Raw genomic sequence first — 15,703 nt, forward strand, 5'->3', positions numbered from 1 at the left:
CTCGCATCAGAACGGGCGCTCGGTCTCGGCGGGTCGGCCGGGTGTGAAGGTGACCGGAAGTCTCGCCAGACCGGTCATGCTCGGGTTCCCGAGGTACTCGTCGACGCCGGTCACGTCCACGCAATAGTCCGGTATGCGGTCCAGCACCGCCTTCACCATCACCTCGAACATCAACCTGGCGAGGTGCGAGCCGATGCACCTGTGCGGCCCCAGCCCGAATGCGACATGCGGGTTCGGCGTCCGGTCCAGCACGACGTCATCGGGCCGGTCGAACTGCCGCTCGTCGTGGTTGGCGCCGAGCCAGCTGATGATCAGCTGGTCGTTGCGCAGCAGCTCCTGGCCGCCGACCGTGGTGTCACGCGTGACTGTGCGACTCAACTGCTGATTGACCGAGAAGTAGCGGAGGAACTCGTCGCCCGCGGTGGCGTAAAGGTCCGGCCGCTCGATCAGCTGTTCCCGTAGGTGCGGGTGCGTGCCCAGGTGAAGCAGGCTCAGCGCGGTCTGTGACGTCGTGGTGTCGACACCCCCGCCGATCAGATTCCACAGGATGTTCAGCAGTTCGGAGTCCTCGAGGTGGCGGCCGTCGAACTCGAACTGGACCAGGAAGCTGGTCAAGTCGTCACCGGGATCGGTACGGCGCTCGGACAGGAAGGCCTGCAGTCCGTCCATCATCGCCGGGACCTCGCCGACGGCGGCAGCGTACTCGTCGCTGTCCTGGGGTGCCGCCATCACCGAGTGAAAGAGATTGGCGTAGACCTGCCAGTTGTCGGTCGGCAGACCCATCAACCGCATGGTCAGGATCGCGGGAACCGGGCTCGCGTAGTCGAGGACGAGGTCCATCTGCCCATCGGCGACCTTCTGATCGAGGAACCAGTGCGTCGACTGCTCCATGAACGGCCGCTTGGCCTCGACGGCGCGTGGCGAGAAGAAGGGAGCCAGTGCCCGCCGCAACGCCTGGTGATAGGGCCCGTCGACTTCACCGATGCCGAGGGCGGGCTGGCCCTCGGGTCGGGGGACACCCATTTCGCCCTGGTAGTTGATGCCGTCGGGGCAGTCGGGCTCGTACTTGTGCGCGAAGGTATCGCCGTCGCGGGCGATCTGGCTCACCCCTTCGTAACTCGACACGAACCAGAAGCCGCCGTAGTTTTCGTTCCACGCCACCGGACAGCGACGCCGCAGATCGGCGTTGACCGTCAGCTCGTTCCTGTTGAACTCGTCCGAATGATGGTCGAAATCGACCACAACCCCTGGGGATAGTCCGGGACGGACAGCCATCGAAAAGCCCTCCTGCACAGGCGGATCAGCGTATTCCGCCACCGCGAGAACCGCGTTACCGCTAGGCTAGCAGCTCTAAACAACTATTTTTATAGCTTTATGCATCTTGCACCGAGGGGAAGTGCCATCGACGACTGGGGTGACGCGTTCGCGGGAGCGACGATCGCCGGGGCGGCCATCCCCGCCGAGCCGGACCTCGTTCGGATGCGCGCCCAGCGTTTCGGCCGACTGCAGGACCAGCTCGAACTTCGCGGCGTCGACGGGCTCGTACTCCTGGGGTCCGCCTCCGTGGCATACGCCAGCGGCGTCGACGAACCCGCACGCGACGGAGACACCGCCGCACTGTTCCGCACGGTGGTGGTGGTCGCCCACGGTGACGCGGCGCCGCACGTCTACACGTCGGTGGCCGACGGGGTCCCTGCTGAGCTTCCCGACGATCACCGGCATGGCCCGCTGTTCCCGGATCTCGACGACGGGATCGATGAGTTCGCCGCAGTGCTCGGCGCCCACTTCTCCCGCGGGTCCCGCATCGGCGTGGACGACCAGACCCACTCGATGCTGCGTGGCGTGGGCGGATTCACCTGGATGGACGCCGCACCCGTGCTGGGCGCTGCGAAGGTGACGAAGACGCCCGACGAAGTGGCATGCATCCGTAAAGCGCAGCGGATCAACGAACTGGCGATGGTCGACGCTTTGGAAATCCTGCGACCGGGGACACGGCAGGTCGACCTGAGCGCGGTGTTTCTTCGCCGCATCTTCGAGCTCGGCGCATGCGCGAACGGTATCGATCCGATTTGGCAGGTGATGGCGCCCAACCGCGACCTCGGTCCGTGGACGTTGCACGGCGGGCTCGCCTATCCGACCGTCACCACCGATCGTTTCCTACGTGAAGGCGACGTCATCTGGGTGGACTCCGGCATCACGTGGCAGGGGTACGCGTCCGACTACGGCCGGACATGGATCACGAGCGTCGACCCCTTCCCAAATGCGCAGCAGCAGGCACACTTCCGGCGCTGGCGTTCCGTCGTGGATGCCGCGTTGGGGATCCTTCGGCCCGGAGTCTCGGGCCGTGAGCTCGGTCGAGTCGCCATCGAGGCCAACGGCGGTACCCGCCCCTGGATCGAACACTTCTACCTGGCGCATGGAGTTGGCACCGAGAGTGCCGAAATGCCCTTGATAGGAACGGATCTCGGTGAGCAGTTCGACGAACAACTCATCGTCGCTCCGGGAATGGTGATCGTGTTCGAACCTGTCATCTGGGAAGAAGGTGCGGCGGGGTATCGATCGGAGGACATCGTCGCTGTGACCGATACGGGATGGGTCAAGCTCAGCGGATCCACCTACGAACCGTACGGAGTATCCGCGTGAGTCCCGTCGCGCGCGACCGCGGGCTGTCGACGGGGGTGATGGCGCTCGAAGACGACGCTCGGGTCGATTTCGACCGGTTACGCCGTGCGCGGCGCGCCCGGGTCTTCGACGCCATGAAGGATCGCGATCTCGACGCTCTGATGTTGGGTGGGGTTGGCAACGTCCGATACGTCTCGGGTGCACGTTCACTCGGTCGGGCAGGCGTCCTTCCCTTCGCACCCGTGGCAGTGGTGGTGCGGGCGACCGAGCGTGTCCATCTGCTGTCGACGTGGGACGAGGGGGTGCCGCCAGAGATCGATCGAGACAGTCTCTACGGACTGACGTGGAATCCGGAGAATTTGATCGCCTCGGTGGCGGGGATTCCCGGCGTCGGCGAAGCATGGCGGATCGGCACCGACGGCTTGACGCCGATGTTCACGGCCATGATGTCGTCCGCTCTACCATCTGCCGAAATCGCCGATGCCGCAGCCCTGTTGGCAGCTGTCCGGCGCACCAAGACATACGACGAGTTCACCTGCGTCGATGTCGCGGCGGCCATCGCGGAATCCGCGCTGAGTGCGCTCGAGGACGCGTTGGTCCCCGGCGTGACCGAACGAGAGCTGCTCGGCGTCTACTACGAGCGGATCGCGGACCGGGGAACTCCGATCGCCCCGTCGGAGAGCGTGTGCTTCGCCACCGCACCCACCGGTCCCGTGGCATTCAGGCAGCTGGCCTCCGATCGACCCATCGGAGAAGGCGAACTCGTGGTACTCGCACCGAGCGCGCTGTACGCGGGATATGAAGCCGGGCTGGCGCGTACCCGGATTGCCGGCGGCGCCGTGACACCAGCGGCGGCGCGATTAGCGAGCCGGTGCGCCCGGTCGATGGACGCGCTGCTCGACGTGTGCCGTGCCGGCAATACCGGTGCCGATCTCTACCGCGCGTGGCAGGACGCGGACAACGATGATTCACCCGTGCCCCTGGCGCACGGGGTGGGACTCGGTGCCGAGCCGCCACTGATCGGCCTGGGCCGGGGCCGCGGAGCCACGTTGGAGGAAGGCATGGTCCTGAGCGTCCAGTCGTGGGTCACCGAGGAGGGCGTCGGGGGATGCCTGGAGCGGGCGACCGTGCGAATCAATGGCGGTGGACCGTCGCCCATCACGCGCTACGGAAGGGTGTTATGAGCAGTCACCGAACGGTTTTCAACCATGTCGGGCTCTGCGTCACCGACCGTGCACGGTCACGCCGCTTCTACGAACAGCTGCTGGGATTCCAGTTCTGGTGGGACCTCGATCCCCCTGACGACGGCACCGCGGGGCTGCTCCAGCTCGACAAGCCGGTCGGGTTGCATGCCACCTATCTGGTGCGTGATGGGCTGGTGCTCGAATTGCTCGACTACTCGGGACGCGACGTGCGGCGGGGAGCCGATCGCGTGATGGACGAAGCCGGGCTGACGCATCTTTCGCTGTCGGTGTCCGACCTCGCGGGCGTCCTCGAGTTGGTCGACGGTTTCGGAGGGTCGGTGGTGACGCAGACGGTATCGGAGGCGTCGGCCATGATCCGCGACCCGGATGGGCAACTGCTCGAATTGCTCTCCGACGGTTGGCTGTCCGTTTTGCCCCCTCGGCCCTGATCGGACAGGGCTAGGACAGCAGGCCAAGCGACATCGCGGTCGTCACCGCCGCGGTGCGATCCGAGACGCCGAGCTTGTTGAACGTCCGCAACAGATGGGTTTTCACGGTGGCCTCGCTGATGTGGAGTTCACGACCGATTTCGGCGTTGGTCTTACCGGTGGCCACCAGGGCGAGCACCTCGACCTCTCGGCTGGAAAGTGCCGCCGGAACAGGTTGGCGCACAAAGCGAACCAGTCGGTCGGCGACTGTCGGTGCCAGCACCGTCTTGCCGCGCGCGGCGTCCCGAACTGCTTCGGCGAGTTCGGATCGTGACGCGTCCTTCAGCAGATAACCCGCCGCACCGGCCTCGACCGCGCGCAGGATGTCGGTGTCGGACTCATAGGTGGTGACGACGACGATGCGCGTCCCCGGCAGCGCCGCGAGGATCCGCTCGGTGGCAGTCACGCCGTCGACGTCCGGCATCCGTAGATCCATGAGAATGACGTCGGGCTGCAGAGATTCGGCCATGACGACCGCCTCCGCGCCCGAGCCGGCTTCGCCGACGACGGTGAGGTCGGCCTCGGCGTCGATCATGCCGCGCAGTCCCTCGCGGACCACCGGATGGTCGTCAACGAGCAGCACCTTCGTGGCGGCGGTCATGTCGGCACCTCGACCGTCAACGTCGTCCCGCCGCCGGCAGCCGCGGACACGGTCATCGCGCCACCTACCTGCGCCACCCGCGCCCGCATCCCACGTAACCCGAATCCTTCCGGGTGCTCACTGTCCATTCCAATACCGTTGTCTGCCACCGTAAGCCGGACACCTGAGGCCGTCGGCACCAGTTCGAGGGTGACGGCGCTGGCGTGCGCGTGTCTGCGAATGTTCGCGAACGCCTCCTGCGTGGCACGCAACAGCACCACGTCGGCGACCATGCTCTGAGCGGGCAGGTCCTCGGCGATGCGTGCCGTGACCGTCGCGTCGGTCTCGGCGGTGAAGCGATCGCACTGTCGCTGGATGGCGGCGGGCAGCGTCTCCTCCAGGGGGCTCGGCGTCAGTTCGGCCACCATCGCGCGAGCTTCGGCGAGGTTTTCGCGCGCTGTGGCGCCGATCAGATCGAGGTGCCGTTTCGCCGCGGCGGTATCGGTGTCCAATTCCGGTTCGACGGCTTGGGCGAGCATCACGATGCTGGTGAAGCCCTGAGCGAGCGTGTCGTGGATCTCGCGCGCCAGTCGTTCCCGCTCGGCCGCGGTACCCGCCTCACGTGACAAGCGGGCGCTCTCGGCGCGGGTGGCTGCCAATTCGGAGACCAAAGCGGCCAACTGCCGACGTTGCCGCATCGACGTGATGATCACGGTGCCGATGACCGGCGTGCCCACCACGCCGATGAGAGTGATGGCGATCGCGATCGGCAGGTTCGGTGACTCTATACCGTTGCCGAGCAATAACATCAGCAGTGGAATGACGTTCACGATCGTCGTCACGACCAATGCGACACCGAGCGGCAGCGCGGAGAACACGATCGGATATATCGCCGGTACGGCCGCCACGGAAACCGGCGATGCCACCATTGCCAGGATCCACAGTACGACCACGGAGCCGGCGAACGTGATTGTGCGCCAGTCACCTTCGGGCAGCGGGGTCACCCGGCGACCGAAGATCAGCACGACCGCTGCCATTGCCGTCAGTGCTGCCGCGGCGCCGACCACGTTGCCGGGAAACCGAGGGTTCAGCAGAACCACGGCGACGATGGCGACGACGGCGAGGCCGACAACATAGGCCTCCCACAGCCAGTTCCACTCGCCCCCGCGCGGCCAGCCGTCGGGCGCGTCGTGGTCCATGCGGCCAATCTATCCCGCAGTCGGTGCCCAGTTGCCGTGAAAGCCGTGCGGTACACGGGCCGGAAGGTGCACCGTTGCCACCGTTTCCAGCGTCTGGCCGTCGAGTAGCACCAGGTCGCTGCGGTCGGTGGCCGGGTCATAAACGAACCCCATGACCACGCCATCGTCTTCGGCAGCGTCCGCGCTGGACGGGACGAAGACGAACTCGCCGGGTTCACGACCCGCTCCGAAGGTCGCGGACTGGGTGCGGTTGGTGTGCAGGTCGTGCTTCAGGATCGAGTTCGCTTCGGTGATTCCCTCGGAGCCCCCGACGTACCCGACCGCATACCCGAACCTGTGCGGCCGACCGACTCGCCGCTCGTCGACCCGCGGAAACTCCTGGACGGTGTCGTCGAGGCGTTCTTCGCGGACTCTGCCGGTGGCCAGATCGACGGTCCACCGGTCCAGCGACTGCGTGCCGGGCACCAGGCTGGTGCCGGTCGTGAAGACCGAGGTATGCCGGACCACGTCGAGCACGATGCTGTCGCCTTCGGGAGAAGCCACGTCGTAGGCGTTCAGTGGGTGGAACACGTAGCACGGCTGGACCTCGAACCACCGAATGTCAGAAGAGGTTCCCTCGCGGGGCATCACCCCGACGCGGGCCTGCCGCTCGGGGGCCCAGCGGTAGGGCATGCCGCCCGATGGTGCGCCGCCGCCCTGGCTGGTCTTTCGCATGGCGCGTCGCAGGACGAAGTCGGGTAACGCGTGCCGCTCGACGACATGGGTGAGCAGACCCGCGGCGGCCTTCGCGGCCGGAGTCTGAGTCTGACTGCGGAGATCTAGAGCGACCGGTAGGTCATAGAGCACGACGTATTTCTCGGTCAGCGAGAAGTCGTGCATCATCGTCTGGGCCTTGAGGCGGATGTCGACCGTGCGGCGGACCTTGCCGTCCACGCCGGTGACGGTGTATCGCACGATGTTTCCGCGCACCGGGGAGTACGAGACAGCGTGCAGCTCACCGGTCACCGGGTCGCGCTTCGGGTGGGCCGTATATCCGCCGAACAGCGTCCCGCAGAAATCGGAGGCACCCACGGTTTCCAGCTCGTCGGTCAGCTCATAGGGGCGCGCGCCGGCCTCGACAATGGCCAGCGTCCTTCCGCCCTGTTCAAGGATGTTGGTATTCGCCGCGAAGTCGAAGCCACCTGCGCTCGGACCACCACGCCAGGCCTCACCCAGTTTGCGTGCCACGGAAGCAGAGCGCACCCAACGGTTGCGGTACCACTGCGCGTTGCCGCCGCGCAGCCTCAGTCCGTGCGCCATTCCGTCGCCGAGGAACCAGTGGTAATTGGCAGGGTCTTGGTCGCCGATCGGGTTGGGTCCGATGCGCAGATAGCGGCCGTCGAGATACTCCGGAATGGCTCCGGTGACTTCTAGGTCGAGGGCGGTGATTTCCTCGGTCACCGGCGCATAGTTGCCGCTGAGGTAGGGATTTTCCGAGATGCGGGTCCGGGCTGCGGTCGTCATGCATTGATCGTGCTCCGGCGGCGGCGGTCACGCGACCACCTTGGGACTGATTGCTGTGTCCGTCGACCGGTGGACAGCGCGGCGGCCGCGCCGAATTGATCGATGCAAAAGCGATGCAAAATGCTCTGAAGCGGGTATGGACGTTTGTGGTTGGGCGCTTCGGCGCGGGGTAAGTGCAAACCACATACTGCGGAAGGAGTGGCGCGTGTCAGCGACCGGCGCACGCATGCTTGAACAACTCACATCGCAGTCGGCCAATGGTTCGCAACCGGCCGCAGACCCGGGAAGCGAGCAATGGCGTGCCGGCTTGCGCAGTGTGGTGCAGGGGATCGTCGCCGAGTTCGTCAGCACCCGGTGCGCACCCCAACTTCAGGCTGCCGGGGTCGATATCGCAGCCGACGTCTTGAGCGAATTCATCGAGGGCGGTAAATGCGTGCGCCCGACTTTCATGTACGTAGGCTGGCTGTGCGGTGCCGACCACGATCGAGCGGCGCTGCGAGCCGCCGCCGGCCTGGAACTCCTGCATGCGTTCGCGCTATTGCAGGACGATGTGATGGACAGCTCGGCAATGCGTCGTGGCAGGGTCGCCGGCCACATCGCGTTCGCACAGTGGCACAGGCGGAGGCCGCTCCGCGGGTCACCGGAGCGGTTCGGCGAATCTGCCGCGGTGCTGCTCGGTGACCTGTGCCTGGTCTGGGCGGCGCAGATGATGCGCGAAAGCGGAGTCTCCACCGAGGCGCTCGAGAGGGTCTGGCCTCGCTACGACGCGATGCGCACCGAACTCGCGATCGGGCAGTTCGCCGACCTGATCAACGATGCGAGCAGGTTCCCCACCCTTGATCAGGTGCTCGCCGTGTCACGCCGCAAGTCGGGCAACTACACCGTGCGTCGACCACTCGAAATGGGCGCTGCGATGGCCGGTTGCGACGCGTCGGTGCTGGCGATGCTGGGTGGCTACGGCGACGCGATCGGTGAGGCCTTCCAGATGCGCGACGACTTGCTCGGAATCTTCGGATCTCCTTCGATCACCGGAAAGCCCAGCGGCAGTGACCTCTTGGAGGGCAAGGCCACGACCGTCGTAGCGGCCGCCTATCACCTGGCCGACCGGGCAGTGCGCAGGCAGCTACGTGACCTTATGCGTGCGGACGTCCTTGCTGCCGATGACATCAACCGCTGGCGTGAGTTGATCGTCGTCACCGGTGCCGTCGACTGGATCGAGAAACTGATCGACTCGCGGCTCACACATGCCCTCACGCTCGTCGACCGTGCCGACGTGCGATCAGACGTCCGAGTTGTCCTGGCGCACATGGCCACGGCTTGTACCGAGCGGACGGCGTGACCGTGAAGACCATCAGAGGAAACGCACACCATGTGGTGGTGGTCGGCGCGGGTCTCGCGGGGCTGTCGGCCGCTCTGCATCTCGCAGGCCGTGGCCGGGAGGTCACCGTCATCGAACGCGCACCACATCCTGGGGGACGGGTAGGACGGCTCGACATCGACGGATATCGGCTCGATACCGGCCCGACCGTCCTGACAATGCCTGACATCATCGATGAGGCATTCGCAGCCGTCGGCGAATCGCTGTCCGATCGCCTGGACATCATGCGGGTCGATCCCGCGTATCACGCGTCGTTCGCCGACGGCAGCTCCTTGAACGTGCACAGTGACCGCGAAATGATGGCCGCCGAGATCGAGCGGTTCGCGGGTCGCGGGCAAGTCGATGGCTATCTGCAGCTTCGCGATTGGCTGACCCGGCTCTACGACGTCGAGTTCGACGGATTCATCGGCGCGAATTTCGATTCACCGCTGTCTCTGCTCACCCCTGCGCTCGCGCGATTGACGGCGATCGGCGGCTTCCGGCGCTGGGAGCGCATGGTGCGCAGGTTCATCAGCGACGAGCGGCTGCAGCGTGTTTTCACCTTTCAGGCGCTATATGCAGGGGTTCCACCGCAGCGGGCATTGGCCGTCTACGCCGTCATCGCCTACATGGACACCATCTCCGGAGTCTTCTTCCCGCGCGGCGGCGTGCGTGCCCTGCCCGATGCACTGGCGGCGGCCGCTGCCGACGCCGGTGTCCAATTCCGCTATGGTGCCGCAGTTTCCGCGCTGGAACGCGGAGGATCACAGGTGACAGCCGTACAGACCAGCACTGGTGAGAGGGTCCCCGCGGATGCGGTCGTATTGACCACAGAGCTACCCGAAACCTACCGCCTCCTCGGACGCGAACCGCGCAGGCTGTCTCGGCTTCGGCCCGCGCCGTCGGCAGTCGTCGCGCACATCGGTTGCCAGACAGTCGATCCCGATGTCGGCCACCACACCATTCTGTTCGGCGAGGCCTGGCAGGAGACGTTCAAGGACATCATCGACGACGGACAGGTGATGGCCGACCCGTCGCTGCTGGTCACCCGGCCGACGGCGGGTGACGCGGGGCTGGCACCCGCTGGTCGCGACCTGCTCTACATCCTGGCTCCCGCGCCGAATACCGCGGTGGGCAATGTCGATTGGTCAGCGACGGGTCCCGCCTACACCGACAGCATCCTGCGAACCGTTCGTGACCGGATGCCGTCGCTCGGCGTCGATGCCGAACTGCTGCACGTCGTCGACCCTTCGGACTGGGCGCGCCAGGGCATGCTCGCGGGTACGCCGTTCGCGCTGGCCCACACCTTCGGGCAGACCGGTCCATTTCGGCCGGCGAACACCGTGCGCGGTATCGACAACGCCGTCCTGGCTGGATCTTCGACCGTGCCGGGGGTAGGTGTTCCCACAGCGATGATGTCGGGCCGCCTTGCCGCCGACAGAATCACCGGCGCCGTGACCCAGCGACGCCAACTACGGGTGGTGCAACCATGATCAGCTCAGAACTCCATGCCGCCGGCGTCCACGACCGCGCATTGCGAGACGCCTACCGGCGCTGCCGCACGTTGAACTCGAAACACGGACGCACCTTCTTCCTCGCCACGAGATTGCTCAGTCCGCAGCAGCGGCCCGCCGTGCACGCACTGTACGGATTTGCTCGACGGGCCGATGACATCCTCGACGACTTCGACCCTTCGGTATCGACTGCAGAGCGGGCTAATGAACTGCAGCGGTTGGCTACCCGGTTGTTCAACCGGATGACGGCCGACGTTGCCGATGACGGTGATCTGTCGTTGGCGGCCGTGGTCGACACCGCGCGCAGATATGACATCCCGTGGGAGTACTTCGACGACTTTCTATCATCGATGCGAATGGACTTGACGACCACCGACTACCCGGATCGCGGCGCACTGGACCGGTACATGTACGGCTCCGCTGAAGTGATCGGACTTCAGATGCTGCCCGTGCTCGGTACCGTGGGTGATTCCGCAGGAGCCGCTCCCTACGCCGCTGCGCTCGGAAAGGCGTTCCAGCTCACCAACTTCCTGCGTGATATAGACGAAGACCTCCAGCGCGGCCGGATCTATCTACCCGCCGACGAACTAGCTGTCCACCAGGTGGATCGCGAACTCCTGACATGGTGCCACGACCATCGCCGTACCGATTCTCGCGTGCGCCGCGCTCTGGAGGAACAACACGCGGAGACCAGACGGATCTACAGGTTCGCCGAGCAGGGCATCGCGCTGCTTCATCCTCGATCCAGACCCTGCATCTCCGCGGCGCTCACTTTGTACTCCGAAATCCTCGACCGCATCGAAGAACTCGACTTCGCGGTGTTCGACAACCGCGCCACCGTCGGCACGGCGCGGCGACTCCAGGTCGCCGGCCGCGGGTTTGTGGAGTCCTGGATCGCGCGAATTCGCCATTCCGGGACGGGATGATGGACCGTTGGCAATACCTGCTCGTGCTCGCGGCGTGTCTCGTCATCACCGCGCCGCTGGAGTTTCTCGGCCCCGGCGTCTACCGCTACGCCAAACGCACTGCCCTTGCGGTCCTTCCGGTCGCCGCGATGTTCGTGATCTGGGATCTGGTCGCGATCGCAGCGGACGTCTGGTCCTACAACCCGCAGTACGTAACAGGGCTGCAGCTACCGGGGCGGATGCCCATCGAGGAACTGTTGTTCTTCGTGGTCATACCGCTGTGCGGCTTACTGACGTACAACGCCGTAGACGGCCTGCTTGGAGGAGTCCGCGCATCCTATTGGATCTCGATGGTGATCGTGCTGGGGTTCCAGATTCCCGTCGACGGCTGGCTCACCAAGCTCAGCGCGCCGATCGTCCTCTATGACGAACGGCACACGACCGGGGTGCGGTTTCCGCTCGACATCCCGGTCGAAGACTTCCTGTTCGGCTGGGCGATGGTCACCGCGGTGCTTATGCTGTGGCAGCGTCTACGGCTTCGTGATCAGGCAAAGGAGACGTCGTGAGCCTGTCCTCCAACGAGATTCCCGGTGCGTTCGACGTCGGGGCGTCTGCCTACGACAAGCTCGTCGGCGCCAATCCCGGCTATCACCTGCACCTGCGACTGTCGGCGCAGCGTATGGAAATTCCCGACGAGGGTCGCGGGTTACGTCTCCTCGACGCCGGATGCGGGACCGGGGCGTCGACCGCAGCGCTGCTGGCGGCCGCGCCCCAGGCCGAGATCGTCGCGGTCGACGCGTCGGAGGGGATGTTGGCGCAAGCGCGATCGAAGTCGTGGCCGTCGACGGTCAGTTTCGTGCACAGTCGCATCGAGGACCTCGCCGATGCCGGCGTGGGAGGGCCGTTCGACGGCATCTTGGCGGCCTACCTGATCCGCAACGTCGCTGACCGCGACGGTCAGCTACGCAGGTTTCGCGGGCTCCTGCGGCCAGGCGGAACTATTGCCGTGCACGAGTATTCGGTCCGCGACTCCAAACTCGCTACTGCGGTGTGGAACGCCGTGTGTGCGACGATCATCATCCCCAGCGGTCGACTGCGCAGTGGCGACGCCTCTCTGTACACCTATCTCCGGCGCAGTGTGAACGCGTTCGACGGCGCGCGAGCGTTCCGATACAGGATGCAGGCCAACGGCTTCGAGTCAGTTCGCAGCGAGACCATGCCGGGGTGGCAGCGCAACATCGTGCACACTTTCCTGGCGCAGGCGCCGCGATGAGCGATCCGCGCGCTCAGATTCTTCCCGCCCCATCTGGTGTGGCGCACGCGTCTGAACTCGCGGAGCGCCCCCGCGCCGTCGTGGTCGGTGCCGGCATCGCGGGTCTGGCCGCCGCCACCGGCTTGGCCGAACGTGGGGTCGCGGTCGACCTCATCGAGCGAGAGGGCTACCTCGGCGGCCGGGTCGGCGGCTGGACGGAGCGGTTGCCCGACGGTGCCCAGGTCTCGATGAATCGTGGCTTTCACGCGTTCTTCCGCCAGTATTACAATCTGCGAAACCTCCTGCGGCGCATCGATCCCTCGCTCGGGATGCTCACGCCGGTGGACGACTATCCGTTGGTCGACGCGGAAGGCCGCACCGACACGTTCCGGAATCTGCCGTTGTCGCCGCCGCTCAACGCGATGATGTTCGCCCTGCGTAGCCCCACGTTCCGCGTTCGCGATCTGGTGCGACTCGACGCGCGCGCAGCAGCTCCGCTCGCCGCTGTGTCGGTACCGGAAATCTATGACCGCCTCGACCACCGAGACGCGGACTCGTTCCTCCGCGACATCAACTTTCCCGAAGCGGCCCGGCATCTCGCGTTCGAGGTCTTCTCCAGAAGCTTCTTCGCAGAGCCGACTGATCTGTCGGCGGCCGAACTGGCGGCGATGTTCCACATCTACTTTCTAGGCTCTCGTGAGGGGCTGATATTCGACGTAGCTGATGCCAACTTCGATGTGGCGCTGTGGAATCCACTCGGTGCGTATCTCGAGACGTTAAGTGTTCGCGTCCACCGCAAGACCTCGGTGAGCGACCTGCGACCGGGCGAAGGTTGGGCGGTCGCTCTTGACAACGGAGCCAACCTTCACGCCGACGGTGTCGTATTGGCCACCGATGTCGCCGGCCTGCAACGCATCGTCGAGAATTCCGCCGGTGTCGGAACTGACGATTGGCGCAAGAGTGTCGCGAAGCTCGGGAACGCACCGCCGTTCATTGTGCACCGGCTGTGGCTGGACAAGAAGGTGAATCCCGACCGAGCGCCGTTTGTCGGGACCGGCGGCAGGCCGCCGTTGGACAACGTCAGCGTCCTCGACCGATACGAACGCGGGGCGGCGGACTGGTCGCACGAGCACGGGGGATCGGTGGTGGAGCTGCACTCATACGCCGTGCAGACGCCCGACGGCAGGCTGCGCGAGCGGCTGCTGGACCGCCTCTACGAACTCTATCCCGAGACCCGCGGCGCCCAGATCGTGGCCGAGAAGGTGTTGTCCCACAACGACTGTCCGCGGTTCGCGCCGGGTGACTTCGCCGACCGGCCCGGGGTGAGAGCACCCGACGACGGACTGGTACTTGCCGGTGACGGTATCCGCATCGACCTTCCTGTCGCGCTGATGGAACGCGCTGCGACAACAGGATGGTCGGCGGCAAACCTACTGCTCGAGAAATTCGGCATTCGGGGCCATCCGCTGCAGACGGTTCCGAATCGTGGCCGGATGGGGCTCTTGAGTCGACTCGCCGAACGAGGAAGGCGAATTACGAGATGAGCAGGATCACGAATCTGCGGGCGCGGCTGTCCAAGTCGGTACCCTTCGACCTGCTGCCCGCCCTGTCCTGGCCCGCGCAGCGAGCGACGTATCGTGACGCGGTTCCTGCGGTGATCGACTCCGCACTGCGGCGTTCACAACAGCGCCCGAGCGGCAACTGGTATGTGTTCGCCGCCAGCGATTCGATCAAGAGCCGGCCGTACGGTACGTCGGTCGCGGGGCAGGAACTGGTTGCCTGGCGTGGTGAGGACGGAGCCGTGAACGTGGGGCCCGGCGCGTGCCCCCATCTGGGCGCGGACCTCGCCACCGGAAGTGTCGACTGCGGGGCCCTGATATGCCCGTGGCATGGGCTGCGACTGGAGGGCGGTCGGGAGTTCGGTTGGCGGCCTTACCCTTCGCATGACGATGGAGTGTTGACGTGGGTGCGGCTCGACAGCGTCGGAGAAGAAACACCGACCGAGGCGCCCGTGTTGCCGGTGCGTCCCGACGGCGAGCAGATGCACGCGGTGGCACGGCTCGTCGGTACATGCGAGCCGCGCGACGTCATCGCCAACCGGATGGATCCCTGGCACGGGTCGTGGTTTCACCCGTACTCGTTCAGCCGTCTGGAAGTGCTTTCGGCTCCACCCACCGATTCCGACCTCTCGGAGGAACTGGACCGCTTCCTCGTCGCGGTCACATTTCGAATCGGCAGATTGGGCGTGCCGGTCGTCGCCGAATTCACCAGCCCGGAGCCTCGGACGATCGTGATGCGCATCGTGGACGGCGAGGGAACGGGAAGCGTGGTGGAAACCCATGCCACGCCGCTGGGTGCGGGCCCGGACGGAGTGCCGCGCACGGCGGTGCTCGAGGCCGTGATCGCCCATTCAAGCCGACCGGGCTTCGCGTATGCGGCCCGCGCGGCGGCCTTGATCAAGCCGTTCATGCGGCATGCCGCAACACGGTTGTGGCGTGACGATCTCGAGTACGCCGAGCGAATCTTCAAGCTGCGCACCCGCTAATCGGCAAGGACGCCAGACGCTTCGATCAAGGGGATTTGCTCGACGGCCCATGGGCTGATGGTCCAAGGAAGGCCTGCGGCCGAACGCACCTCGGACCAGGACACCCAGGTGTGATCCTCCACCTCGTCCGGTGAGGGAACCAGCGCGCCAACCGCGTTCGCGCAGAACACCGGACACACCTCGTTTTCCACCGTGCCGTCGGCGGCGACCGCGCGATAACGGTAATCGGGGAGCGCACACACGAGGTTGTCGATCGTCAGACCCAGCTCCTCGCGTGCGCGCCGGTGCACCGCGTCCCGGATCGGCTCACCTGGTGCCGGATGCCCGCAAAACGAGTTCGTCCATACGCCGGGCCAAGTCGGCTTCCCCAATGCCCGGCGCGTCATCAGAACGCGGCCGTCGGCGTCGAACACATAACAGGAAAATCCGAGGTGCAACGGCGTTGCCCTGTGGTGCACGGATGCCTTGGCCGCGGTGCCGATCGCATCACCCTGTTCATCGAGGAGGACCACGAGTTCCTGGGCGCCTGGGTGTGCCGTTTCGATCATCTGCCA

Annotated in this window: 14 protein-coding genes and 2 pseudogenes; 11 read left to right on the plus strand and 5 right to left on the minus strand. The window is 65.7% G+C overall.

The window, feature by feature from the left end; all coding sequences use genetic code 11:
- Nucleotides 1-6: 6 nt before the first annotated feature.
- Nucleotides 7-1,275, minus strand: a complete 1,269-nt coding sequence (locus ACIA48_RS24995; RefSeq protein ID WP_396737918.1) for a cytochrome P450 — start codon at nucleotides 1,273-1,275, stop codon at nucleotides 7-9.
- Nucleotides 1,276-1,374: 99 nt separating this feature from the next.
- Between ACIA48_RS24995 and ACIA48_RS25000 the strand changes: the two genes are divergently transcribed.
- The 3 genes from ACIA48_RS25000 to ACIA48_RS25010 are packed head-to-tail and all read left to right on the plus strand — an operon-like array spanning nucleotide 1,375 to nucleotide 4,255.
- On the plus strand, nucleotides 1,375-2,643 hold the full coding sequence (locus ACIA48_RS25000) for a M24 family metallopeptidase (protein ID WP_396737920.1): 1,269 nt from the start codon (nucleotides 1,375-1,377) through the stop codon (nucleotides 2,641-2,643).
- Entirely contained in the window at nucleotides 2,640-3,806 is a 1,167-nt protein-coding gene (locus ACIA48_RS25005; RefSeq protein WP_396737923.1) for a M24 family metallopeptidase, read from the plus strand. Before ACIA48_RS25000 ends, ACIA48_RS25005 begins: the two co-directional genes overlap by 4 nt.
- The gene (locus ACIA48_RS25010) at nucleotides 3,803-4,255 is read left to right on the plus strand and encodes a VOC family protein (protein WP_396737925.1); all 453 of its coding nucleotides are present in this window, start codon (nucleotides 3,803-3,805) and stop codon (nucleotides 4,253-4,255) included. The genes ACIA48_RS25005 and ACIA48_RS25010 overlap by 4 nt, the downstream gene beginning before the upstream one ends.
- A gap of 10 nt (nucleotides 4,256-4,265) precedes the next feature.
- Here the strand turns inward: ACIA48_RS25010 and ACIA48_RS25015 are convergent, their stop codons facing one another.
- From ACIA48_RS25015 to ACIA48_RS25025, 3 genes are read right to left on the minus strand one after another with little or no spacing between them, the layout of a single operon-like run.
- Nucleotides 4,266-4,895 (minus strand): response regulator, encoded by a 630-nt coding sequence (locus ACIA48_RS25015; protein ID WP_396737927.1) that lies wholly within the window; start codon nucleotides 4,893-4,895, stop codon nucleotides 4,266-4,268.
- A complete protein-coding gene (locus ACIA48_RS25020; protein WP_396737930.1) occupies nucleotides 4,892-6,073 on the minus strand; it encodes a sensor histidine kinase in 1,182 nt (393 codons plus the stop codon). Before ACIA48_RS25020 ends, ACIA48_RS25015 begins: the two co-directional genes overlap by 4 nt.
- 9 nt (nucleotides 6,074-6,082) lie before the next feature.
- Nucleotides 6,083-7,576: a carotenoid oxygenase family protein gene (locus ACIA48_RS25025; RefSeq protein ID WP_396737933.1), complete on the minus strand. Its 1,494-nt coding sequence runs from the start codon at nucleotides 7,574-7,576 to the stop codon at nucleotides 6,083-6,085.
- Between the two features lie 226 nt (nucleotides 7,577-7,802).
- On the opposite strand from ACIA48_RS25025, the gene ACIA48_RS25030 reads away from it, so the two are divergent.
- The 8 genes and pseudogenes from ACIA48_RS25030 to ACIA48_RS25065 all read left to right on the plus strand — a co-directional run bounded on the left by ACIA48_RS25030 (nucleotide 7,803) and on the right by ACIA48_RS25065 (nucleotide 15,149).
- Nucleotides 7,803-8,915, plus strand: coding sequence for a polyprenyl synthetase family protein (locus ACIA48_RS25030; protein WP_396738479.1), 1,113 nt, complete (start codon nucleotides 7,803-7,805; stop codon nucleotides 8,913-8,915).
- A 2-nt stretch (nucleotides 8,916-8,917) separates the two neighbouring features.
- On the plus strand, nucleotides 8,918-10,426 hold the full coding sequence (gene crtI, locus ACIA48_RS25035) for a phytoene desaturase family protein (RefSeq protein ID WP_396737936.1): 1,509 nt from the start codon (nucleotides 8,918-8,920) through the stop codon (nucleotides 10,424-10,426).
- Nucleotides 10,423-11,373, plus strand: coding sequence for a phytoene/squalene synthase family protein (locus ACIA48_RS25040; protein WP_396737938.1), 951 nt, complete (start codon nucleotides 10,423-10,425; stop codon nucleotides 11,371-11,373). The genes crtI and ACIA48_RS25040 overlap by 4 nt, the downstream gene beginning before the upstream one ends.
- A pseudogene (locus tag ACIA48_RS25045) lies at nucleotides 11,370-11,684 on the plus strand (lycopene cyclase domain-containing protein); the annotation flags it as partial. The gene ACIA48_RS25040 and the pseudogene ACIA48_RS25045, both read left to right, overlap by 4 nt.
- Nucleotides 11,682-11,918, plus strand: a pseudogene (locus tag ACIA48_RS25050) (lycopene cyclase domain-containing protein); the annotation flags it as partial. The pseudogenes ACIA48_RS25045 and ACIA48_RS25050, both read left to right, overlap by 3 nt.
- Nucleotides 11,915-12,625 (plus strand): class I SAM-dependent methyltransferase, encoded by a 711-nt coding sequence (locus ACIA48_RS25055; RefSeq protein ID WP_396737941.1) that lies wholly within the window; start codon nucleotides 11,915-11,917, stop codon nucleotides 12,623-12,625. The pseudogene ACIA48_RS25050 and the gene ACIA48_RS25055, both read left to right, overlap by 4 nt.
- Nucleotides 12,622-14,148: an FAD-dependent oxidoreductase gene (locus tag ACIA48_RS25060; RefSeq protein WP_396737944.1), complete on the plus strand. Its 1,527-nt coding sequence runs from the start codon at nucleotides 12,622-12,624 to the stop codon at nucleotides 14,146-14,148. The genes ACIA48_RS25055 and ACIA48_RS25060 overlap by 4 nt, the downstream gene beginning before the upstream one ends.
- Complete coding sequence (locus tag ACIA48_RS25065) at nucleotides 14,145-15,149, plus strand: DUF5914 domain-containing protein (RefSeq protein ID WP_396737947.1); 1,005 nt, start codon at nucleotides 14,145-14,147, stop codon at nucleotides 15,147-15,149. The genes ACIA48_RS25060 and ACIA48_RS25065 overlap by 4 nt, the downstream gene beginning before the upstream one ends.
- Here the strand turns inward: ACIA48_RS25065 and idi are convergent.
- Nucleotides 15,146-15,697: an isopentenyl-diphosphate Delta-isomerase gene (idi, locus tag ACIA48_RS25070; RefSeq protein WP_396737950.1), complete on the minus strand. Its 552-nt coding sequence runs from the start codon at nucleotides 15,695-15,697 to the stop codon at nucleotides 15,146-15,148. The two genes, ACIA48_RS25065 and idi, sit on opposite strands and share 4 nt — an antisense overlap.
- Between the last annotated feature and the right edge of the window lie 6 nt (nucleotides 15,698-15,703).

It is taken from the genome of Mycobacterium sp. NPDC051804 (assembly GCF_044452905.1).
Taxonomy (GTDB): domain Bacteria; phylum Actinomycetota; class Actinomycetes; order Mycobacteriales; family Mycobacteriaceae; genus Mycobacterium.

Bases quoted from the DNA above. Each gene is read 5' to 3' on its own strand.
- ACIA48_RS25020 (WP_396737930.1), bottom strand. From the start codon at position 6,073: ATGGACCACGACGCGCCCGACGGCTGGCCGCGCGGGGGCGAGTGGAAC.
- ACIA48_RS25015 (WP_396737927.1), bottom strand. From the start codon at position 4,895: ATGACCGCCGCCACGAAGGTGCTGCTCGTTGACGACCATCCGGTGGTC.
- ACIA48_RS25065 (WP_396737947.1), top strand. From the start codon at position 14,145: ATGAGCAGGATCACGAATCTGCGGGCGCGGCTGTCCAAGTCGGTACCC.
- ACIA48_RS25025 (WP_396737933.1), bottom strand. From the start codon at position 7,576: ATGACGACCGCAGCCCGGACCCGCATCTCGGAAAATCCCTACCTCAGC.
- ACIA48_RS25000 (WP_396737920.1), top strand. From the start codon at position 1,375: ATGCATCTTGCACCGAGGGGAAGTGCCATCGACGACTGGGGTGACGCG.
- ACIA48_RS25010 (WP_396737925.1), top strand. From the start codon at position 3,803: ATGAGCAGTCACCGAACGGTTTTCAACCATGTCGGGCTCTGCGTCACC.
- idi (WP_396737950.1), bottom strand. From the start codon at position 15,697: ATGATCGAAACGGCACACCCAGGCGCCCAGGAACTCGTGGTCCTCCTC.
- ACIA48_RS24995 (WP_396737918.1), bottom strand. From the start codon at position 1,275: ATGGCTGTCCGTCCCGGACTATCCCCAGGGGTTGTGGTCGATTTCGAC.
- ACIA48_RS25040 (WP_396737938.1), top strand. From the start codon at position 10,423: ATGATCAGCTCAGAACTCCATGCCGCCGGCGTCCACGACCGCGCATTG.
- ACIA48_RS25030 (WP_396738479.1), top strand. From the start codon at position 7,803: ATGCTTGAACAACTCACATCGCAGTCGGCCAATGGTTCGCAACCGGCC.
- ACIA48_RS25060 (WP_396737944.1), top strand. From the start codon at position 12,622: ATGAGCGATCCGCGCGCTCAGATTCTTCCCGCCCCATCTGGTGTGGCG.